Source organism: Ruegeria sp. PrR005, from assembly GCF_010500245.1.
GTDB lineage: Bacteria > Pseudomonadota > Alphaproteobacteria > Rhodobacterales > Rhodobacteraceae > Ruegeria_B > Ruegeria_B marisflavi.
Map to the genome: position 1 here is coordinate 26,150 of NZ_JAAGOX010000008.1, position 20,575 is coordinate 46,724.

The following is a 20,575-nucleotide window of genomic DNA, read 5'->3' on the forward strand; positions in this document are numbered from 1 at the left end:
CTGGCCTTGCCATGGCATGAACGGAACATGAGCACCGCACATCTGACCATTGACCTCGACGCGCTTGCCGACAATTGGCGGGCGCTGGACGCACGCACCAAGTCCGAGACCGCCGCAGTGGTCAAGGCAAACGGCTATGGGCTGGGGGCGGGACGCGTCGCGGCCCATCTGGCCAAGGCGGGCGCGCGCAGCTTCTTTGTCGCCGCCGCCGAGGAAGGCGTGGCCGTACGCAAGGCGGTTGGCCCCGGCCCGATGATCGGCGTCTTTTCCGGCCATATGGAAGGCGATGCCGCCACCCTGCGTGCCAATGCGCTGACCCCGATGATCAACTCGGTCGACCAGATGCTGCGCCATGTCGAGCGTCTGCCCGGGCACAGGTTCGGCATCCAGCTTGATACCGGGATGAACCGGCTGGGGCTGGAACCGGACGACTGGGCACAGCTGCGCGAGATCGCATTGGGCCAGAACCCGGTTCTGATCATGTCGCATCTGGCCTGCGCCGATGAGCCGGGACATGAGATGAACCAGAAACAGCTTCGTCTTTTCAAGGAGATGACGAACGGAATTGATGTTCGTCGCTCGCTGGCGGCCACCGGTGGCATCCTGCTGGGGTCTGAGTATCACTTTGACATGTGTCGCCCGGGCGTGGGACTTTATGGCGGTGAGCCGTTTGACGAGGCCAAGGCGGTGGTGACGCTGGATCTGCCGGTGATCCAGGTACGCGACGTGGCCAAGGGCGAAACCGTGGGCTATTCCAACACCTGGACCGCCTCCCGGCCCAGCCGTATCGCGACCGTTGCCGCAGGCTATGCCGACGGGCTGCACCGGGCGCTCGGGCGCGGGATCGAGCTTTATGCCGGCAAGACCGCCTGCCCGGTCGTCGGGCGCGTCTCGATGGACCTGATCACCGTCGACATTACCGATCTGGATCACGAACCCGACGCGCTGCAAATGCTCAACCGGCTGCAAACCGTCGATGACCTGGCCGAGGCGGCCGGCACCATCGGATATGAGATTCTGACCTCGATGGGACAGCGGTACCGGCGGACCTATGTGTCACGGTCCGAGGTGGTCGAGCGCGCGGTCGAATCGATCCGTGACAAGCTGCGGCGCGTCAAACCGGGCCTGATCTCGGAAAGCGCCGCGGAATGAACCCACTAGACCTGTTGGCACGGCTGGGGCGGCTGGTGATGTCCGTCATGGCCAGTTTCGGGCGCGTGACGCTCTTTACCCTGGATGCGGCCAGCCACATCCTGCGCCCGCCCTATTATCCGCGCGAACTGGGCATTGCGCTGCTCAACATCGGCTGGCTGTCGCTGCCGGTGGTGGGTTTGACCGCGATCTTTACCGGTGGCGCGCTGGCCTTGCAGATCTATGCCGGTGGTGCCCGTTTCAACGCCGAGGCCGTGGTGCCGCAGATCGTTGCCATCGGCATGGTGCGGGAACTGGGGCCGGTGCTGGTCGGGCTGATGATCGCGGCGCGCGTGACCTCGTCAATCGCGGCCGAGATCGCCACCATGAAGGTGACCGAGCAGATCGACGCGCTGGTGACATTGTCGACCCATCCGATGAAATACCTGACCGCGCCCCGGGTGCTGGCGGCGCTGATCACAGTGCCGATGCTGGTCGGCATCGGCGATATCATCGGCATCATGGGCGGTTACACGGTGGCGGTGCAGAATCTGGGCTTTAACGCCGCTGCCTATCTGCAAAACACCGTCGATTTCCTGGAAACCCGCGACGTGGTCTCGTCACTGGTCAAGGGCGCGGTTTTCGGCGTCATCGCGGCGGTCATGGGCTGTTACTATGGCATGAACTCGGGCCGTGGCGCCCAGGGCGTGGGCCGCGCCACCAAGGGTTCGGTCGAGGCGGCGGCGGTACTGATCCTGGCCGCCAACTTTGTACTCACGGGGGTGTTCTTCTCGATATGATCCGGATGGAGAATGTCCACAAGGCGTTTGGCGACAACCGCGTTTTGCAGGGAATGACCTTGGAGGTGCCGCGCGGCACCTCGACGGTGATCATCGGCGGGTCGGGCACCGGCAAGTCGGTGGCGCTGAAATGTGTGCTAGGGCTGATCAAGCCCGACAGCGGCAAGATCTATGTCGATGGCAAGGACGCCGCAGACACCGGTGACCGCGACGCCTTTCTCGCCCGTTTCGGCATGCTGTTTCAGGGCGGCGCGCTGTTCGATTCGCTGCCCGTGTGGCAGAACGTGGCCTTTCGCCTGCTGCGCGGTTCGCTGAAACGCCCGGTGGACGAGGCCCGCGCCATCGCCATCGAGAAATTGCGCCGCGTCGGGCTGAAACCGGACGTGGCCGACCGGCTGCCCGCCGAGCTCTCGGGCGGCATGCAGAAACGCGTGGGCCTGGCCCGCGCCATCGCCGCCGAACCCGAGATCATCTTCTTTGACGAACCGACAACGGGCCTCGACCCGATCATGGCCGGCGTGATCAACGAGCTGATCCGAGAGATCGTGACCGAGATGGGCGCCACCGCGATGACCATCACCCATGACATGACCAGCGTGCGCGCGATTGCCGACAACGTGGCGATGCTGCATGGCGGCGTGATTCAATGGACCGGTCCGGTGGCGCAGATGGACGACAGCGGCGACCCTTACCTGGACCAGTTCATCCATGGCCGTGCAGAAGGGCCGATCGAGGCGGTGCGCTGACGCTGCAAGACGCGCTAAACCCCCGGCATGCCGGTAAACCCCTCCTCCACCCATTCCAACGCCTTGCCGCGCACCTCCTCGGGCAGGGTTTCGGCGCGCCGGGTTTCGAGGTTGAGCAGCACGCATTTGAACAGCGTGTGAAACGCCTCTTTTCCATCGGCCGCCCGGAACAGCCGATGCCGGAAGGTCAGGGACTTGCCGCCGAAATCGACCACGCTGGTGCGCATGAATATCGCGTCTCCGGCGGCCAGTTCGGCCAGGAAGTTGCTGTCGGCATGGACCACCGCAAAGGACAGGCGCCGGCCGCTACGCATGTCATCGGCGGTCAGCCCCATTTCCGACTGGGCCGCAAAAACCGCATCCGAACAGGCCGCGAAATAGCGCGAGACATTCATATGTCCCAGAAAATCGCAGTCCGACGGATCGACCACCGACCGAAACGACACAAAATCTGACATGTCCGCCTCCCATTTTCCCCGTTCATCATAGCAGGTTTCAACCCGCCCGAGGCTTGTGACGATGTGCACGGCTGATTAGGTCGGTCATCGCAAACAACGAGACATCCAGATGATCCTCCGCCTCGCCACCCTCTCGCTGCTGATCCTCTATCCCATCGCCTGGTTCGCGCCGCTGATGCGCGCGGGTCTGCTGCCGATCTTCGGCCTTTCCGAGATCAGCGTGATCACCGGGCTGCAAAGCCTCTGGGCCTCGGACGTGGCGCTGGCGCTGATCGTCACCGCATTCGCGCTCTTCGCCCCCTATCTCAAGACCATCGGCACGGCGCTGATCCAGTGGGATCTGCTCGATCCGCGTGCCCAACCCGCCCTGCACGTGCTGGGCAAGCTCGCCATGGCCGATATCTTCCTCATCGCGCTCTACATCACCCTGGCCAAGGGCATTTCCTATGCCACCATCGAACCCGCCTGGGGCCTCTACCTGTTCACCGGCTGTATCCTCGCATCTATCACGCTGGGCCTTCTCACCGAACGCCAGCGGCGCAAGGCGCCCTGACCCCTTCCTCTTGCCCCAAATATCCCGGAGCGCGAGGCAGAGCCTCGCAAGAAACCGCCGCGACAGCGGCGCCCGGCCCAACGCCCGCAGGCGGCCCGCCAGGGGCGCCCGAGGGGGGCGGGAGCGCTTGCGCCCTTGAGGTGGGACACAAGACAGGGCACTAAGCGCATATGGCAAAACCCTCTTTCTCCTGCTCCGCCTGCGGGGCGTCCTTCACCAAATGGTCGGGCCGTTGCGAAGGCTGCGGTGAATGGAACACCATCAGTCAGGATGCGGGCCTGTCGGTCGGTCCGGCCAAGACATCGCTGGGCGCAAGGCGGGGCCGGGCCGTCGTGCTGAGCGATCTTGCCTCGGATGAGACCCCGCCGCCGCGCGCGTGTTCGGGGATAGACGAGCTTGACCGGGTGCTGGGCGGCGGGCTGGTGCCCGCCTCGGCGATCCTGGTGGGCGGCGATCCGGGCATTGGCAAATCGACGCTGTTGTTGCAGGCCGCCGCCGCCTTTGCCCGTGCGGGGCTTAAAACCCTCTATGTCTCGGGCGAAGAGGCCAGCGCCCAGGTGCGTATGCGCGCCCGCCGGCTGGGGTTGGCGGATGCGCCGGTGCAACTGGCAGCCGAAACCAACCTGCGCGACATCCTCACCACGCTCGAGGCCGAGAAACCCGGACTGGTGATCATCGATTCGATCCAGACCATGTGGGCCGACAATGTGGACAGCGCGCCGGGCAGCGTGTCCCAGGTGCGCGCCTCGGCGCATGAGCTGACCACGTTTGCCAAGCGCACCGGCGTCTCGGTCATCATGGTGGGCCATGTCACCAAGGACGGCCAGATCGCCGGCCCCCGCGTGGTCGAACACATGGTCGATACCGTGCTTTATTTCGAAGGCGAGCGTGGCCATCAGTTCCGCATTCTGCGCAGCGTCAAGAACCGCTTTGGCGCCGCCGACGAGATCGGCGTCTTCGAGATGACCGGCGCGGGGCTCTCTGAGGTCACAAACCCCTCTGCCCTGTTCCTCAGCGAGCGCGGCACGCCCAGCCCCGGATCGGTGGTCTTTGCCGGGATCGAAGGCACCAGGCCCGTGCTGGTCGAGTTGCAGGCCCTTGTCGCCCCCTCGCCCCACAGCCAGCCGCGCCGCACCGTGGTGGGCTGGGATGGCGGGCGGCTGGCGATGATCCTCGCCGTGCTCGAGGCGCGCTGCGGCATCCCCTTTGCCGGGCTCGACGTCTATCTGAACGTGGCGGGCGGGCTGAAGATCTCGGAACCCGCCGCCGATCTGGCGGTGGCGGCAGCACTTCTCAGTGCGCGCGAGGATCAGGCGCTGCCCGCCGATACGGTGGTTTTCGGCGAAATTTCCCTCTCTGGCGCCCTGCGTCCGGCCAGCCAGACCGAAAACAGGTTGAAAGAAGCGCAAAAACTTGGTTTCACCTCTGCCATCGCCCCGGCGGGTGGCAAGACCGCCGTCGGGACGGATATCGCGCTGAAACGGCTGTCGGATCTGGTGGGATTCGTTGGCGAGTTTTTCGGGGCGGGATAGAATCGCCCGCAGCGGGCACCAAGGAGCAAACAGGCGAGGGCCATGGAAGGTTTCACCATCATCGACGGGGTCGTGGCCCTGATCATCGTGCTGTCGGCTCTGCTGGCCTATGCGCGTGGGTTCATGCGCGAGGCGATGGCCATTGCGGGCTGGGTCGCGGCGGCGATTCTGGCATTTCTGTTCGCGCCCAAGGCAATGCCGCTGATCCGGGAACTGCCGGTGGTGGGCGAATTCCTGACCGACAGTTGCGAATTGTCGGTCATTGCCGCCTTTGCCGCGGTTTTTGCGGTGGCGCTTGTGGTGGTGAGTTTCTTCACCCCGCTGTTCTCGTCGCTTGTGCAACGCTCGGCGCTTGGCGGGCTGGACCAGGCGCTGGGGTTCATCTTTGGCGTGGCACGCGGCATCCTGTTGGTTGCGATCGCCTTCTTCGTCTATGACACCGTCATGACCGGGCAGAGCTTCACCATCGTCGACGAGAGCCGCTCGGCTCAGGTCTTTGCCCGGATGACCGGCAAGATCGAGGAACAGAACCCCGAGCAGGCCCTGGGCTGGATCACCCAGCAGTACGAGAACCTGGTGGGCACCTGCGCCAAGTAATCCGCGCCTCGGACCAATCGATTCGACCCGCGCAATGGCTTGCGCGGGTTTTTTCTTGGTTAACAGAACCTTGCCCCGTGTTCGCTGATGTCCGGGAATACCCGTTCGGGCGCGGGCTCTGTCCGCAAAGGGGAAACGGTACTTTGATTTGGCCGCAATCATGTCGAAAATTCGGCGGAATTGCGCAGCCATCCTTGGGGCAGTCCAGAACAGACGTCAGCGACAGGAGGACCCCCAGATGCTGCTTTCCCACCAAACCGCTTTCGCCGAATTCACCCGGGTTGACGCACCGCTTGCCGGGATGACCAGCGGCACCCTGATTGAAACCACCCAAGGCTGGGTGCCGGTTGAACAACTGCGGTCCGGAGACCGCGTTGCCACGGGTGATGGCGGTTTTCGCGCCGTGCTGGCCGTGGAAAGCCGCGATCACGAGGACGCGCCGCTGTGGCGGGTTCCGGGCGGCACATTTGGTGCCTGTTCCGACCTGACCCTGACCGAAGGCCAGTATCTGGCGCTGAACGGGCGGGACTGCCGGCGGCTGTTCGGATTGCCAACGGTGCTGGTTCCGGCGGGCGCATTGGCCGGTTTTCAGGGCGCGCACCGCCTCGCGCCCTTCCCCGCCCGCACCTATGTGCCGCGCTTTGCGACCGAGGAACTGGTCTGGGCGCAGACCGGCGTGCGTGTCCTGTGCCCCGGTACGGATGGCGAGTCCCACTACAAGCGGCTGAACTACGGGCAGGCCCGGGCGCTGCTGCTGATGATGAGCGGCGGCACGCTGGGGGCCGACCTGGCGGCGTGAAAGATGCAGGTGCGGCAAAAGAATTCATGATCCTTTCGTGACAGTCGGGGTTTGAGGCATTATGTGGTGGCCTGACCTGAAACGGAATCGGAGCTGCCCCCGTGCAAAGCCCGCAGACGCCCGCCCCGCGCTTTCCCATTGCCCATCCCTTTGACGACGACAAGCTGCGCGAGGAATGCGGGATATTCGGGGTGATCGGTGTCCAGGACGCCGCCAGTTTTGTGGCCCTGGGCCTGCACGCCCTGCAACACCGGGGACAAGAGGCGGGCGGTATCGTCACCCATGACCCGGTGCAGGGGTTCAACTCGACCCGCCGCTTTGGCTATGTGCGCGACAACTTCACCTCGGCCACGGTGATGGAGACCCTGCCCGGCCCGCTGGGCATCGGCCATGTGCGCTATTCCACCGCCGGGTCCAAGGGGCAGACCCAGATTCGTGACGTGCAGCCGTTCTTTGGCGAGTTCGCCATGGGCGGCGCGGCGATTGCCCATAACGGCAACATCACCAATGCCAATGCCTTGCGGCGCGAACTGATCGAGCGTGGCTCGATCTTTCAATCCTCGTCGGACAGCGAATGCATCATCCACCTGATGGCCCGCTCGTTACAGCGCAACATCCCCGAGCGGATGGAGGATGCGCTGCGCCGGGTCGAAGGCGCCTTTTCGGTGGTGGCGATGACGCGCACCAAGCTCATTGGCGTGCGCGACCCGCTGGGCGTGCGGCCGCTGGTGCTGGGCCGGATCGGCGACGGCTGGGTGCTGTCCTCGGAGACCTGCGCGCTGGATATCATCGGGGCCGAGTTCATCCGCGAGATCGAACCGGGCGAGATGGTGGTGATCACCGCCGAGGACGGGGTACAGAGCCATTTCCCCTTCCGCCCGCAGCCGTCCAAGTTCTGCATCTTCGAACATGTCTATTTCTCGCGCCCCGATTCGATCCTGGGCGGTCGCAGCGTTTATGAGACGCGCGAGGCGATTGGTCGTGAACTGGCCAAGGAAAGCCCGGTCGAGGCCGATCTGGTCTGCCCGGTGCCCGACAGCGGCACCCCGGCGGCGATCGGCTTCTCGCTGGAAAGCGGCATTCCCTATGCGATGGGGATCATCCGCAACCAGTATATGGGACGCACCTTTATCGAACCGACCGAGCAGATCCGCAACATGGGCGTGCGGCTGAAGCTGAACGTGAACCGGGCGCTGATCCGGGGCAAGCGGGTGATCCTGGTTGACGATTCGGTGGTGCGCGGTACCACCAGCCGCAAGATCAAGGACATGATCCTGGACGCTGGCGCCAAGGAGGTACATTTCCGCATCGCCAGCCCGCCCACCGCCTGGCCCTGTTTCTATGGCGTCGACACGCCCGAACGCGAAAAACTGCTGGCCGCCACCATGACCGAGGACGAGATGCGCGTGCATCTGGGGGTCGACAGCCTGAAATTCATCTCGCTCGACGGGCTTTACCGCGCCGTGGGTGAGAGCAAGGGCCGCGACAAGGCTTGCCCGCAATATTGCGACGCCTGCTTCTCGGGCGAATACCCGGTCACGCCGTCCGACATGATCGACAAGGGTTTCGAACTCAAAGCCGCCGAGTAGCCCTCAGGGCGCGGCGGCTTCCTGCTCATAAGAGGGTTGCCTCTGGCCCCTGCCCGCCCTGCCTGTTAGGCGCCGGGGCAAAGCAGACAAACAGGCGAATCGATGGCGAACAGCAAGGTCAGTTCGGCGGCAACACAGGCCGCCGATATTCAGAAGAACGCGTTGACGGTCCTGGGCATCTTTGGCCCCACCGACGACATGCGCGCCCTGGTGCGCCTGCCAGGCGGCAAGGTCGAGCAGGTGGCGCCCGGCGACAAGCTGCGCGCGGGCGAGATCCTCGCCATTGATGACGAGGGTCTGATGCTGCGGCATGGTGGCCAGACCCGTCGGCTTGCCATCCCCGGCAGCTGAACGCTCTTGACGGGCGGGCGCGGCGCGGTCAAACCGCGCGCATGACACAAGATACCAAACTGGCCCTGATCACCGGCGCCTCGCGCGGTCTGGGCGCCGCGCTGGCCGAAGCGCTGGCACCCACCCATCATATCGTGGCGGTGGCCCGCACCACCGGCGCGCTGGAAGAACTGGACGACCGTATTCGCGCGCGGGGCGGCAGTGCAACGCTGGCGCCGATGGACGTCACTGACCCGGCCGCGATGGCGACGCTGTGCCGGGGCATCCACGACCGTTGGGGGCGGCTGGATCTGTGGCTGCACACGGCCATCCATGCCGCGCCATTGAGCCCTGCGAATTTTGTCGATGCCAAGGACTGGACCAAATCGATCGCAGTGAATGCGACCGCCGCGTCGGTTCTGATCCCCTATGTCGCGCCCCTGTTGGGAGAGACCGGCCAGGCGGTGTTTTTCGACGATCCGCGCGCGGGCCAGAAGTTCTTTGGCGCTTATGGCGCCACCAAGGCGGCGCAGATGGCGCTGGCCCGCAGCTGGGCCGCCGAGACCGAGCGGACCGGGCCAAGAGTTCGGATCGTCGAGCCCGCGCCAATGCCAACCGCGCTGCGCGCCCGTTTCTTTCCCGGTGAGAACCGCGAGTCCCTGACTCCCTGCGCGGACGAGGCCGGACGGATCGTTTCAGTGTTGTAATTGACCCTGCTGTCCGGCGCGGTATCGCAACCCTAGCGGCAGATTGGCAGGCCGACCGACAACGACCCGTCCGACCCGTAGAGGGTCCCGTATTTCGGACGGCAGGTCGGTGCACCGGATTTGACCGCGGGTTTTGGCGGCGTTGGGTCGGGCGCCGCTTGTTGGACCGTCGCCGTTGACGTGGTCGACGGTTTGCGCGCCGTTGTCGTTTTCCGCGCCGGTTTTGGCGTCGGCTGGGCCGCGGCACAGATCACCTCTTCGCTCTGCTCGACTTCTTCCAGTACCGCAGCGAACACTTCGGCGTCGGCGTTGCTGTCAAGGTGCAGGTCGGTTCCGGCCGCCTCGTTGAACCGGACCAGCGCGGCCAGCGAGCCACGCCCCCAGATGCCGTCCACCGAACTGCGATAACAGCCGCGATCCTTCAGCGCCGCTTGCACGGCGCGCTTCAGCTCGTCCCGGCTCAGCGCCGGAGCCTGCGGCTGGGGCGCGGGTTGCGGTTCGGGCACAGGAATGGCCGGGATCTGGACTGCGGCTTGTTGCTGTTCGCCCGCAGGCGGGGCAACGGAAGTAGTCACCGGTGCGGGGTCTGTGGCACGCTCGGCGGTTCCGGTCTGTGGTGGCAGTGCCGCAATTTTCTGGCCCGCCAATTGGGCGCGCGTGCGCTGCGCCAGCAGATACAGCAGTTGCGAAGACTGCGCGGCATGGGTTTCAAGGAACGCGTCCCAGGTCTCGACCGAGCCCGAAAATTCCGCCATGGCGTAGTCGCGCAGCATCTGCTCCTCGTCATGAACCACGGGTTTTTCCGTGGTCACCGGCACAGGTGGTTCAGGTTTTGTCGAGTTGGGATTGATCACCACCTGTTCGGCGCCAAGCGAGGAATAGACAAACGGCACCGCGCCGGGGACGGTACGGTTCAGCTCGTCCCGCACTGCACCAAGCAGGATGCGCACATCTGCCGGTGGCAGATCCAGCGCCTTGAGAAAGGCCGAGGTAAAAGGCGAATTATGGCCCGCGGGACCATCGGGGGTCACCTCGCCTGCGGCGGCGGCATAGGCGATGAGGGTGGCGGCCTCGGCGTTGGAGACGATGGCCAGTCCCTGGCCTATGTTGCGGCCGCGGTTTTCGCGCTGCATCTTTTGTACAAACGGATTGTCGCGGCAGGCGTCCAGCACCACCATCTTGAGCTTCTTCGCCCCCGAGAGCTGCCGCAGGACCACGTCCATGCCGATCATTTCAAGGTCGGCATCGCGCTCGTCCGAGAGGCGTGCATCGACCGGGATCAGGAAGTTCTGGCCGCCCACCTCGATACCGTGACCGGCATAATAGACCATGGCGACATCGGCGCGGTCGGCCCTGTCGCGGAACTCGCGCAGGGTGTTGTAGAGCGCGCTGCGGGTCAGGTCGGTGGCCTTGACCACGTCGAACCCCTGCTTGCTCAGCGCCGCCGAGACAGCCTCGGCATCGCGGCCGGGATTGGCCAGCGGAGTCACATTCTGGTAGCGCTCGTTGCCGATGACCAGGGCCACCTTCTCTGCCCAAAGAACGGCGGGCAACAGGCTGAAAAACAGGGCAAAGACAAGTCTGAGCATCAATTCCCTCCCCCCCTCAAGAGAGGTTCGGTTCAGTCTGCCACAGTGTCCGTTACCGATCAACCGGAGCCGGTCAGATCGCCACGCCCTGCCGTCCGGCCAGATCGACGAAGAACTGCCAGGCAACGCGACCGGACCGGGCGCCGCGCGTCGCCTGCCATTCGATGGCTTCGGCGCGCAGGGTCTCGGGCGCGACGGATACACCATATGCAGCGCAATAGCGGTCTATCATCGCAAGATATTCGTCCTGATCGCAGGGATGGAAGCCAAGCCAGAGACCGAAGCGGTCGGAGAGCGAAACCTTTTCCTCGACCGCCTCAGAGGGGTTGATGGCGCTGGAGCGTTCATTTTCGATCATGTCGCGGGGCATCAGATGGCGGCGGTTGGAGGTGGCATAGAACACCACATTCTCGGGCCTCCCCTCGATCCCGCCGTCCAGAACCGCCTTGAGCGACTTGTAATGCTGGTCGTCATGGCTGAACGAAAGATCGTCGCAGAACAGGATGAAACGTTGCGATGCGCTGCGCAGGTGGTTCAGCAGGCGCGCGACCGAGGGCAGGTCCTCGCGCTGAAGCTCGACCAGTTTCAGATCCGGGAATTCAGGCTGAAGTGTGCCGTGCACCGCCTTGACCAGGCTCGATTTTCCCATGCCACGCGCGCCCCACAAAAGGGCATTGTTGGCCTTGAACCCGGCAGCGAAACGGCGGGTGTTGTCCAAGAGCGTATCGCGCGAGCGGTTGATGCCCACCAGCAGGTCAAGATCGACCCGGCTGACATCGCGCACCGGTTCCAGCCGTTCCGGCCCGACATGCCAGACAAAGGCCGGCGCGCTGGCGAAATCGGGGGCGCGCAGGGGGGCGGGCGCCATGCGTTCGAGGGCTTCGGCAATGCGGTTGAGCGCGTCGTTGTCCATGTCTCTCCTCCCTGCGGTCGGGCACAGAAACCATGTTCGCGGCGGCGCGGCAAGGGCCGGATTGACCGTTTTGTACCTGTTCTAGAGGGGGAATTGACCGTTTTGTACAGCCTCAGACAAGGCGCGTGACGGCTTGATCCGCGCGGACCCCACTGACACTCTGCAAGTCCGGGGCAAGCGGAGGGCATGATGCTGGGGTTCCTGACATTGATACTGGTGTGCCAACTGGCCGGGGAACTGGCGGTGGGCGCGCTGCACTTGCCGGTGCCTGGGCCGGTTCTGGGCATGCTGGTGCTGTTCGCGCTCCTGATGATCCGAGGCGAGGTGCCCGAGGCGCTGGAGCAGACGGCGGGCGGATTGCTGCGGGCGATGTCGCTGCTGTTCGTGCCGGCGGGGACCGGGGTGATGCTGCATTTTCGCCTCCTGGGCGAGGCGCTGGTGCCGCTGGGCGTGGCGGTTGTCGTCAGCACGCTGGCCACCATCGCGGTGACCGGCCTGTTGATGCGCTGGCTGGGCCGGAGAGCGCCGAGCGATGGATAGTCTGGCCGAAACCTGGGTCTATCTCAGCGCCTCGCCGCTGTTTCACCTGACGCTGACGCTGGTCGCCTTTCAGGCGGCAAGCTGGCTGTTCGAGCGGGGGGGCCGCAGCCCGTTCCTGAACCCGGTGCTGGGCGCAGTGCTGATCGTGGTGGCGGTGCTGGTTCTGACGGGGACGGATTACGGCACCTATTTCCAGGGCGCGCAATTCGTGCATTTCCTGCTGGGTCCCGCGACCGTGGCGCTTGCCGTGCCGCTCTATCGTCAATGGCACCGGGTCCGGCGCTCGGCGCTCGCGATCACGGTCAGCCTCTTGTGCGGGTCTCTGACCGCGATCCTGACGGCAGTCGCGGTGACCCGTCTGATGGGAGGATCGGGGGCGCTGCTGGCCTCGGTCGCGCCCAAATCGGTGACGGCGCCGGTGGCGATGGCCATTGCCGAGGAACTGGGCGGGCTGCCCTCGCTGACGGCGGTGCTGGTGATCGTGACCGGGATCTTCGGGGCCATGTTCGGGCCAATGCTGCTGAACCTGCTGGGCATCCGCGACTGGCAGGCGCGCGGCTTGGCGATGGGCACGGCCAGCCACGGAATCGGCACCGCGCGGGCCTTGCAGGTGAACGAGACGGCGGGCGCGTTTTCGGGGCTGGCCATGGGGCTGAACGCGGTCGCCACCGCGCTGCTGCTGCCGCTGCTCTGGGCGCTCTTTGTGCGGTTCGGTCTGGTCTGACGCGGCCCGTGCGCCTCTTGGGACTTGTGGTTTGGACGTTGCAGGCGGGCAAGATCGGGAAAGCCATTTGGCCTTGCGTGTTTGCCCCAGACGTTTGTCTCAGCTCTGCCGGTGTGATTAGTTGAAGTGGCAGGGCTTTGGGGAGGCGGACGTTGCCGCAATCACCAGATCACCACGCGGACGAGACGACACCCCGGCCGAACATCCTGGTTCGTTCGATTGCCGGTCTGTCGGTTTCGATCCGGCTGAAGCTGCTGTCGGCCTTTCTGGGTGTCACTTTGTTGATGGCCGGGCTGGCCTGGATCGGGTTGGAGACACTGCGGCAGGCGAACGACAGAACCGAGAGATTGTTGCGCGATCAGGCGCGCATCGCGTTTTTCAACGATCAATACCTGTATCTGAGCGATCTGGTGACCCTGGCCACGGCGATAGCCATCGACCCAAACGATGTGCAGCGGCAGAACGCCAGCGGGTTCTTTATCAACACCTCTTTTCTCCTCATCGAAGGCACCAACAACCTCGTCCTACACACTGGTCAGGGACTCAGGACGATCGGGCGCGCCGGGCTGCCGGACAATGCGGAAATCTCGGCGCAGCGGGCAAGTGCAAAGCGGTTGCAGGAGATTGCCCGGCGCGCAGGCTCCTTGCGCGAGAGCAAGGATTACAAGTCCGCAGGCGCGATCGCACGCCAAACCTTTTTGCCCATCGCGCTGCGGATGCAGCGGGGCGCCTATTCCAAGGTTCAGGACATCGAAGCGGAAATGGCCGAAACGGCGAAATCGACGGCACTGGCCTATGAGGCCTCGCGCGAGATGGTCATCGCCTCGGCCCTGGTCGCGATTGGTTTGGCGTTTCTGCTTGGCTATGCGATTTCCGGGTCGCTGATCTGGCCGGTCCGGCGGATTGGCCGGACCCTGAACGCCATCGCGGGCGGCCGGTTCGATGTGCGGGTCACGGTTCCCAACCGGGACGAGTTGGGGGATCTGGCCCGCAATGTGAACGCGACCAGCCAGCGGCTGGGGGAGCTTTATGCAAAGGTCGAGGCACAACGGGCGGAGCTGGCCACCGAACACGCGCGGTCCGAGAGGTTGCTGCGCAACCTCCTGCCCGAGCAGATCGCCGCCCGGCTCAAGGACGATCCGACAAGGACAATCGCGGACAGCCTGCCGCTGGTGGCGATCCTGTTTGCCGATATCGCGGGCTTTACCCCGCGGGCCGCAAAGATGACGCCGGAGGAGATCGTCAATTTTCTCAACGGCATCTTTTCGGCATTCGACGAACTGGCCGAACGGCACGGGCTGGAAAAGATCAAGACGATCGGCGATTCCTATATGGTTGCGGCGGGCGCGCCGGTGGCGTGTGACGATCCGGTGCACAGGGTTGCGGAAATGGCGCTGGACATGCTGGATGTCGCCCAGACCTTTGCCGGAGGCGTGGACATCCGGATCGGCCTGCATGCCGGGCCGGCGGTGGCCGGTGTGATAGGCCACCAGAAGCTCTTCTATGACGTCTGGGGCGAAACGGTGAACATCGCAAGCCGCATGGAAAGCCATGGTGAACCGGGGCGGATACAGGCGACAAAGCCAGTGCGGGACCAACTGGCAGGACGCTATGGGTTCGTGCCACGGGGGCAAGTCCAAGTCGATGGGGTCGGACCGATGCAGACCTGGTGGCTGACGGGGCGCTTGGGGGACACCGGACCGCAGGCAGAGGCGCCCTCCAGACCCCGGACGTAAAAGGGCGCGCCGATATCGGCGCGCCCTTTGGTCATCTCCAGACGCCTGGCGCCTACTTGCTCTCTTCCTCGTCGAACTCGGCCATCAGCGGATCGTCGAATTCCTGTTCGTCGTCATAATAGCCGTCGGCGCGCAACTGAGCCTCGCGTTTCTTTTCGACCCGGGCCACCAGAAAGATCGAGATCTCGTAAAGCCCGTAGACCACCACGAAGAGGATGAGCTGGGTCACCACGTCCGGCGGGGTCACCAGGGCCGCCAGCACCAGGATCGCCACGACGGCGTATTTGCGCACGCTGCCCAGCCCCTCGGCGCTGACCAGACCGGCCTTGCCCATCAGGGTCAGAAGAACCGGAAGCTGGAAGCAGAGACCAAAGGCCATGATGAACTTGAGCGTGATGTCGAGCGATTCGTTGACCTTGCCGAAGAAGGTGATCCTGACCCCATCGGAGGTTTCGGGAACCACCGCCACATCCGCGGGCACATCCCCCGCCGCCCCCGACAACAGGTTGGCGAAGATCGAGCTGACATCGGCAAAGCCCAGGAAGAACTGCATCGCCAGCGGCGTGACCACGAATTGCGCGAAGGCCGCACCCAGAAGGAACATGAAGGGCGAGGCGATCAGGAAGGGCAGGAACGCGCCCTTTTCCGAGCGGTAGAGCCCGGGCGCGACAAAGCGCCAGAGCTGGTAGCCGATCACCGGGAAGGAGAGCGCAAACCCGAACACCATCGAGATGCGGAACAAGGTGAACAGGTATTCCTGCGGCGAGGTGTATTGCAGCGTCGGCGACGGGTCGCCCAACTCGCGCAGCGTCGCCTCGATCGGCGCCAGCAGGAACTGGAGGATCGGCTCGGCCACGACAAAGGCCAGCACGATCCCCACGATAAAGGCCATCACCGCGCGGATCAGGCGGGTGCGCAGTTCGGCCAGGTGTTCGATCAGCGGGGCGGACGTGTCGTCGATCTCGTCTGTCTTGCTCATGTCTCGGTTCCGGGTTTCAGCGCGGCCTCGGCTTCCTGAGCCTTTTCAAGCTCGGCCGTGGCCTCGCGCAGGCGCCGTTCCGCGGCGGCGCGGGCGGTGGCGGCCTGGATCTTCTTGGCCTGCGCGGCCCGCTCGGTCGCCAGTTTGCCGGTCTCGGTGCCGGGGTCGTATTTGGTCGGGTCCACGCCCTTGCGCAGGTCGCTGGCGGCCTTGCGCACCCCGTCCAGGGCCGAATCCACCGGGTTGGTGGCGGCCTTGAGCCCCTTGGAGATCTCCTTGACCCCGGCCTCGTCGGCGGCATCGTTCATCGCCCGGCTGAATTCACGCGCCAGCCCGCGGGCCTTGCCGACCCAGCGACCGACGTTGCGAAACAGCACGGGCAGGTCCTTGGGCCCCACGACGATCAGCGCCACGACGCCAATCACCAGAAGCTCGCTCCAGCCCAGATCGAACATATGCGGTTACGCCTTGTCCTTGTCGGTCTCGGGCGAGACGTCCTTGGCGGTCTGGGCCACGTCTTCCTCAAGCTCCTTGGTGCCGTCGCTGACACCCTTCTTGAAGGCGGTGATGCCCTTGCCGACCTCGCCCATGAGCGAGCTGATCTTGCCGCGGCCAAACAGCACGAGGACCACGACGGCGATGAGCAGAAGGCCGGGAAGGCCGATATTGTTGAGCATGGATCGTCTCCTTTGTCGTCATCGGACGCGCGGGCGCGCCTCCGGGCATGTCTCTGATCCCGGGTCTAGCGCGGGCGCGGGTGACGGCAAAGAGGGCGCGGAGCCGCGCGTGCCGCGATCAGGGCGAAATTTGCGATTTTGCCGGGGGGGCTTGATCCTCCTGACAGGTTTATGTCAGTTGAGGGTGGATATCACGGGAGCATCGCAACATGGACAGAAGGATATCCCATGACCGAGACCGTCGAGATCGTCACCTTCGCGCTGAACCCCGATGTCAGCGCCGCGCGTTTTGTGGAGCTGAGCCGGCAGACCGAAGACTTTGTGCGCGCCCTGCCCGGCTTTCTTCACCGCAGGCTGAGCCAGGGCGCCGACGGTCGCTGGACCGATTGCGTGGTCTGGACCGATGCGGCGGCGGCCGAGGCGGCCGCGCGCGCCTTCGAGAGCGCGGACTGCGCGGCGGCGCTGATGGCCGCCATTGCCCCCGACAGCCTGCGCATGCGGCACGAGGCGGTGCACTGGCAGATGTAACGCAGAGCTGCGGAGGGGCGGGTCATGCGTCGTAGTGACCGCCTGTTCGACATCATCGGCATCCTGCGCGACGGCAAGCTGCACCGCGCGCAGGATATCGCGGACCGGCTGGAAGTGTCGGTCCGCACCATCTATCGCGACATGGACACGCTGGCCGCCTCGGGCATCCCGGTCGAGGGCGAGCGCGGCGTCGGTTACATGGTGCGCGAGCAGATCACCCTGCCGCCGCTGAACCTGACCCCGACCGAGCTGGAGGCGCTGAACCTCGGCATGGCGATCGTGGCCGAGGCGGCGGACCCGGAGCTGAAGGCGGCGGCGCTGACGCTCGCCGACAAGATCGACGCGGTGCTGCCCATCCGCACCATTGCCGAGGCCGATGCCTGGAAATTCGCCGTCTACCCCTTTGCCGATGCCGCGCGCGGCCTGGCGCATATGCCGCCGATCCGGGCCGCGATCAAGGCACGGCAGAAGCTGCGGCTCAGCTATCGGCGCATCGACGGGGAACTGACCGAGCGCGTGGTGCGGCCGCTGCATATGGAATACTGGGGACGAGTCTGGACCCTGACCGCCTGGTGCGAGCTGCGCGAGGGGTTCCGGGTGTTCCGCATCGACCTGATCGAGGCGGTGGCCCCATTGCCGGAACTCTTCCGCGACGAGCCCGGCAAGACCCTGGCCGATTACCAGCCCTGAGCGGGGTGTGGGGGCGCTGCCCCCGTCCTGCGGACTCCCCCGGAGTATTTCCGGCGAGATGAAGACGCGGGCGCGCTTGCGCTTCTTTCTGGTCGAAAATACTCCCGCCGGAGGCACGGGCCGCAAGGCCCGTACACTCACTTGAGATAAGGTTCGGGGTCGAAACTGTCGAAACCCTTGCGCACCTCGAAATGCACATAGGCGTTGTCGCCGTCGCGCAGGCGGGCGATTTTCTGACCGCGTTTCACGGTGTCGCCCTTGTTCACCTCGATGCCGTCGACATTGGCATAGACGGTCAGCAGGTTGTCGGCATGGCGGATCACCACGATCGGCACCTGATCGGCATCCGCCGTGATCGCGGCCACGGTGCCGCCTTCGGCGGCGCTTACCGCGCTGCCCGGAGCGCCAGCGATATCGATCCCTTCGTTCTTGCCCTTTTCATAGGGCCGCACGATCTTGCCTTTGATCGGAAAGGCGAGCTGGGACTTGCTGCTGGCGGTGGGTTGCCCCACCGAGACATCTGGCGCGGCGGGCGCGGTGGCGGCGGCGACTTTCTCGTCCGGCAGCGGTTTTGTGGCCGAGGGCGGCGTGGGCGTGGGCGACCCCGTGCCGGGCGCGGTGGTGGTGGCGGCGGCGGCGGGAGTTGCCGCCTGTTTCTTTGGCGCTGGCTGATCCTTGACCGGGATCAGCAGGTACTGGCCCTCGCGGATGGCGAAATCGGAGCCGAGGCCGTTCCATTCGGCCAGCGCGTTGACCGGCACCTGGTAAAGGCGCGAGATGGTATAGGCGGTCTCGCCCCGCGCCACCTTGTGCCGCACCGGTTCCGGACCGCTGGGTTTGGCGGCCGAGGGCGCGGGCGCGGCGGGTTTGGCAGGTTCCAGTGTCGTGGTCTGGACCGGGGTGGTGTCCGGCGCCTGGTCGATGGCGCTGCCCGCCAGGGCCGCGATATCGACATTACCGCCCTGCCCGGCCGGTTCGGCAACGCGGCGCGGCAGCGCCAGCACCTCGCCCTCGCGCAGGACGTCATCGGGTTGCAGCCCGTTGAAGCGCGCCAGTTCGCCCGACGGCAGGCCGACCCGTTCGGCCAGCGAGGTGACCGTATCGCCGCGCCGGGCCACCGCCACCTGGTAGTTGGGATAGGAAATCACTCCGCGCGTATCCGGTTTCGGGCGCGGCGCGGTCTTGGCCGCCTGTGCGGCCTCGGTGGTGTTGAAGGCGCCGATCTGGCCCCGCAGATCATAGTCGAGCGGCCCCTCGCAGGCGGCAAGCAGCGCCAGCGCGGCACAGGCCAGGGTCGGTCTGGTCAGGGTTCGGAACGAAACACGCATCTCATTATCCTCAATGCTGCCCCCCATGTGGTCCGGGGGTTCGCGTCAATCAACAGGGTCCGGGCAACAGGACCCGGGGGTCTCAGCCATCCTTGCCCAGCCCTTCGAGCAGCGGCACGAAACGGACCGGGCGCAATTCATCATAGTCGAATCCGGTCTCGTGGCGACGGACCCGGATCAGGGTCTGCACCGTGTCCGACTGGCCGACGGGCAGAACCATGATACCGCCGATCTTCAGTTGCGCCAAGAGCGGGCCGGGCGCATCTTCGGCGGCGGCGGTGACGATGATGCGGTCAAAGGGGGCCTGATCGGACAGGCCAAAGGAACCATCGGCGGTCATCGTGGTGATATTGACCAGTTGCAGACGCTGGAACAGGGTCTGCGCCTCGCGCACCAGGCGGGCGTGGCGGTCGACGGTATAGACCCGGCGCGCCAGCTTGGCCAGGATCGCGGCCTGATAGCCCGAACCGGTGCCGACTTCGAGCACCTTGTCGCGCGGATGCACCTCGAGCGCCTGGGTCATCAGCCCGACAACCGAGGGCTGGCTGATGGTCTGACCGCAGGCAATGGGCAGCGGCATGTCCTCGTAGGCGCGTTCGGCGAAGAGGCCACGCACGAATAGGCCGCGATCGACCTCTTCCATCGCCGCCAGCACCCGCCGGTCGGTCACGCCCTTTGAACGGAGCGCGAACAGGAACTGCATCTTGGTTTCGGCGTCGGGTCCGCTCATAGGGTGGCCTGCAATGCCTCCAACGTGTCTTCGGCGGTCAGGTCCGCGCGCATGGGCGTGACCGAGATATAGCCGTCGAGATTGACGGCGGCATCGGTACCTGGCGCGGTGCGCGCCTGCTGGTCGCCGCCCTTGATCCAGAGGAAGCGCTTGCCCGAGGGCGACAGATGCGGTTCGACCGCATAGCGCGAGCCCTGGCGAAAGCCCTGGCGGACGACCTTGGTTCCCTTGACCTCGGCGGCAGGTACCGGCGGAAAGTTCACGTTGAAGAACAGGCGGTAGTCGGGCCGTTCCTGGGGCCAGGCGGCGAGGATGCGACGGACCACCTCGGCGCCGTGGGTCTGGGCGATTTCGAAGGGATCTTCGCGGCCATAGTTGCGCGGGCCAAAGAACTGCGACAGCGCAATGGCGGGCAGGCCCTGAAGCGCCGCCTCCATCGCGCCGCCGAGCGTACCGGAATAGAGCGCGTTCTCGGCCGAGTTGTTGCCCCGGTTCACCCCCGACAGCACCAGGTCGGGGGGCGCGTCCTTCATTACGTCATGCAGGCCCGCCAGCACGCAGTCGGCCGGACTGCCTTCGGTCGCGAACCGCCGCTCGCCCAGTTTGGCGATCAGCATCGGATGGGTATAGCTGATGCAGTGACCCACGCCCGACTGTTCAAAGGCCGGGGCCACGGTCCAGACCTCTCCCTCCGGGCCGGCGAGGTCGCGGGCCAGTGCCTCGAGCGCGGCCAGGCCCGGCGCGTTGATGCCGTCGTCATTGGTGATGAGAATGCGCATGTCGTCCTGCCCCGTTTTGCCCTTGATAGACGCGGGTCACCCGCACGGCAAGCGCGGCAGGCCGCCGTTCTGCGGCATTCCTGTATCAGTCGGCGGCAAAACCGCACCGATCAGAGGGGG

The 20,575-nt window shown here is 65.4% G+C and carries 23 protein-coding genes and 1 pseudogene; 15 read left to right on the plus strand and 9 right to left on the minus strand.

Going from position 1 to position 20,575, the window contains the following annotated elements; all coding sequences use genetic code 11:
* Window positions 1-27 precede the first annotated feature (27 nt).
* From alr to G0P99_RS05195, 3 genes and pseudogenes are all read left to right on the plus strand, one after another.
* Window positions 28-1,053: pseudogene (alr, locus tag G0P99_RS05185) on the plus strand (alanine racemase); the annotation flags it as partial.
* 95 nt (window positions 1,054-1,148) lie between these two features.
* Window positions 1,149-1,931, plus strand: a complete 783-nt coding sequence (locus G0P99_RS05190) for an ABC transporter permease (RefSeq protein WP_164128333.1) — start codon at window positions 1,149-1,151, stop codon at window positions 1,929-1,931.
* Window positions 1,928-2,677 (plus strand): ABC transporter ATP-binding protein, encoded by a 750-nt coding sequence (locus tag G0P99_RS05195; protein ID WP_164128334.1) that lies wholly within the window; start codon window positions 1,928-1,930, stop codon window positions 2,675-2,677. The genes G0P99_RS05190 and G0P99_RS05195 overlap by 4 nt, the downstream gene beginning before the upstream one ends.
* A 14-nt stretch (window positions 2,678-2,691) precedes the next feature.
* On the opposite strand, the gene G0P99_RS05200 is transcribed toward G0P99_RS05195, so the two are convergent.
* Window positions 2,692-3,135: a thioesterase family protein gene (locus G0P99_RS05200; protein WP_164128335.1), complete on the minus strand. Its 444-nt coding sequence runs from the start codon at window positions 3,133-3,135 to the stop codon at window positions 2,692-2,694.
* Between the two features lie 109 nt (window positions 3,136-3,244).
* Here G0P99_RS05200 and G0P99_RS05205 point away from each other — a divergent pair, with 109 nt between their 5' ends.
* From G0P99_RS05205 to G0P99_RS05235, 7 genes are all read left to right on the plus strand, one after another.
* Entirely contained in the window at window positions 3,245-3,688 is a 444-nt protein-coding gene (locus tag G0P99_RS05205) for a paraquat-inducible protein A (RefSeq protein ID WP_164128336.1), read from the plus strand.
* A gap of 170 nt (window positions 3,689-3,858) precedes the next feature.
* Window positions 3,859-5,220, plus strand: a complete 1,362-nt coding sequence (gene radA / locus G0P99_RS05210; protein WP_164128337.1) for a DNA repair protein RadA — start codon at window positions 3,859-3,861, stop codon at window positions 5,218-5,220.
* 42 nt (window positions 5,221-5,262) lie between these two features.
* The gene (locus G0P99_RS05215) at window positions 5,263-5,817 is read left to right on the plus strand and encodes a CvpA family protein (protein ID WP_164128338.1); all 555 of its coding nucleotides are present in this window, start codon (window positions 5,263-5,265) and stop codon (window positions 5,815-5,817) included.
* Window positions 5,818-6,055: 238 nt separating this feature from the next.
* Window positions 6,056-6,616, plus strand: coding sequence for a Hint domain-containing protein (locus G0P99_RS05220; RefSeq protein WP_164128339.1), 561 nt, complete (start codon window positions 6,056-6,058; stop codon window positions 6,614-6,616).
* Between the two features lie 101 nt (window positions 6,617-6,717).
* Window positions 6,718-8,205, plus strand: coding sequence for an amidophosphoribosyltransferase (purF, locus tag G0P99_RS05225; RefSeq protein WP_164128340.1), 1,488 nt, complete (start codon window positions 6,718-6,720; stop codon window positions 8,203-8,205).
* A 102-nt stretch (window positions 8,206-8,307) separates the two neighbouring features.
* Window positions 8,308-8,556 carry a hypothetical protein gene (locus G0P99_RS05230; RefSeq protein ID WP_164128341.1) on the plus strand — a complete coding sequence of 83 codons (249 nt, stop codon included), beginning with the start codon at window positions 8,308-8,310 and terminating at the stop codon, window positions 8,554-8,556.
* 41 nt (window positions 8,557-8,597) lie between these two features.
* Window positions 8,598-9,242, plus strand: a complete 645-nt coding sequence (locus G0P99_RS05235; RefSeq protein ID WP_164128342.1) for an SDR family oxidoreductase — start codon at window positions 8,598-8,600, stop codon at window positions 9,240-9,242.
* 32 nt (window positions 9,243-9,274) lie between these two features.
* On the opposite strand, the gene G0P99_RS05240 is transcribed toward G0P99_RS05235, so the two are convergent.
* Together G0P99_RS05240 and G0P99_RS05245 are read right to left on the minus strand one after the other, a co-directional pair.
* Complete coding sequence (locus G0P99_RS05240) at window positions 9,275-10,831, minus strand: caspase family protein (RefSeq protein WP_164128343.1); 1,557 nt, start codon at window positions 10,829-10,831, stop codon at window positions 9,275-9,277.
* 73 nt (window positions 10,832-10,904) lie between these two features.
* Complete coding sequence (locus G0P99_RS05245) at window positions 10,905-11,744, minus strand: ATP-binding protein (protein ID WP_164128344.1); 840 nt, start codon at window positions 11,742-11,744, stop codon at window positions 10,905-10,907.
* A gap of 189 nt (window positions 11,745-11,933) precedes the next feature.
* On the opposite strand from G0P99_RS05245, the gene G0P99_RS05250 reads away from it, so the two are divergent.
* The 3 genes from G0P99_RS05250 to G0P99_RS05260 all read left to right on the plus strand — a co-directional run bounded on the left by G0P99_RS05250 (window position 11,934) and on the right by G0P99_RS05260 (window position 14,744).
* On the plus strand, window positions 11,934-12,284 hold the full coding sequence (locus G0P99_RS05250; RefSeq protein ID WP_164128345.1) for a CidA/LrgA family protein: 351 nt from the start codon (window positions 11,934-11,936) through the stop codon (window positions 12,282-12,284).
* Complete coding sequence (locus G0P99_RS05255; protein ID WP_164128346.1) at window positions 12,277-13,008, plus strand: LrgB family protein; 732 nt, start codon at window positions 12,277-12,279, stop codon at window positions 13,006-13,008. Before G0P99_RS05250 ends, G0P99_RS05255 begins: the two co-directional genes overlap by 8 nt.
* Before the next feature lie 152 nt (window positions 13,009-13,160).
* The gene (locus G0P99_RS05260; protein ID WP_164128347.1) at window positions 13,161-14,744 is read left to right on the plus strand and encodes an adenylate/guanylate cyclase domain-containing protein; all 1,584 of its coding nucleotides are present in this window, start codon (window positions 13,161-13,163) and stop codon (window positions 14,742-14,744) included.
* Window positions 14,745-14,796: 52 nt separating this feature from the next.
* Here the strand turns inward: G0P99_RS05260 and G0P99_RS05265 are convergent, their stop codons facing one another.
* The 3 genes from G0P99_RS05265 to G0P99_RS05275 are packed head-to-tail and all read right to left on the minus strand — an operon-like array spanning window position 14,797 to window position 16,400.
* The gene (locus tag G0P99_RS05265) at window positions 14,797-15,723 is read right to left on the minus strand and encodes a twin-arginine translocase subunit TatC (protein WP_164128348.1); all 927 of its coding nucleotides are present in this window, start codon (window positions 15,721-15,723) and stop codon (window positions 14,797-14,799) included.
* Window positions 15,720-16,178 carry a Sec-independent protein translocase protein TatB gene (tatB, locus tag G0P99_RS05270; RefSeq protein ID WP_164128349.1) on the minus strand — a complete coding sequence of 153 codons (459 nt, stop codon included), beginning with the start codon at window positions 16,176-16,178 and terminating at the stop codon, window positions 15,720-15,722. The genes G0P99_RS05265 and tatB overlap by 4 nt, the downstream gene beginning before the upstream one ends.
* A gap of 6 nt (window positions 16,179-16,184) precedes the next feature.
* The gene (locus tag G0P99_RS05275; protein WP_164128350.1) at window positions 16,185-16,400 is read right to left on the minus strand and encodes a twin-arginine translocase TatA/TatE family subunit; all 216 of its coding nucleotides are present in this window, start codon (window positions 16,398-16,400) and stop codon (window positions 16,185-16,187) included.
* Window positions 16,401-16,628: 228 nt separating this feature from the next.
* Between G0P99_RS05275 and G0P99_RS05280 the strand changes: the two genes are divergently transcribed.
* On the plus strand, window positions 16,629-16,928 hold the full coding sequence (locus G0P99_RS05280; protein ID WP_164128351.1) for a hypothetical protein: 300 nt from the start codon (window positions 16,629-16,631) through the stop codon (window positions 16,926-16,928).
* A 24-nt stretch (window positions 16,929-16,952) separates the two neighbouring features.
* Window positions 16,953-17,618: a YafY family protein gene (locus tag G0P99_RS05285; protein WP_164128352.1), complete on the plus strand. Its 666-nt coding sequence runs from the start codon at window positions 16,953-16,955 to the stop codon at window positions 17,616-17,618.
* Window positions 17,619-17,755: 137 nt separating this feature from the next.
* On the opposite strand, the gene G0P99_RS05290 is transcribed toward G0P99_RS05285, so the two are convergent.
* From G0P99_RS05290 to surE, 3 genes are all read right to left on the minus strand, one after another.
* Window positions 17,756-18,946, minus strand: coding sequence for a LysM peptidoglycan-binding domain-containing protein (locus G0P99_RS05290; protein ID WP_164128353.1), 1,191 nt, complete (start codon window positions 18,944-18,946; stop codon window positions 17,756-17,758).
* Window positions 18,947-19,028: 82 nt separating this feature from the next.
* Window positions 19,029-19,676, minus strand: coding sequence for a protein-L-isoaspartate(D-aspartate) O-methyltransferase (locus G0P99_RS05295; RefSeq protein WP_164128354.1), 648 nt, complete (start codon window positions 19,674-19,676; stop codon window positions 19,029-19,031).
* Window positions 19,673-20,455: a 5'/3'-nucleotidase SurE gene (surE, locus tag G0P99_RS05300; protein WP_164128355.1), complete on the minus strand. Its 783-nt coding sequence runs from the start codon at window positions 20,453-20,455 to the stop codon at window positions 19,673-19,675. The genes G0P99_RS05295 and surE overlap by 4 nt, the downstream gene beginning before the upstream one ends.
* Between the last annotated feature and the right edge of the window lie 120 nt (window positions 20,456-20,575).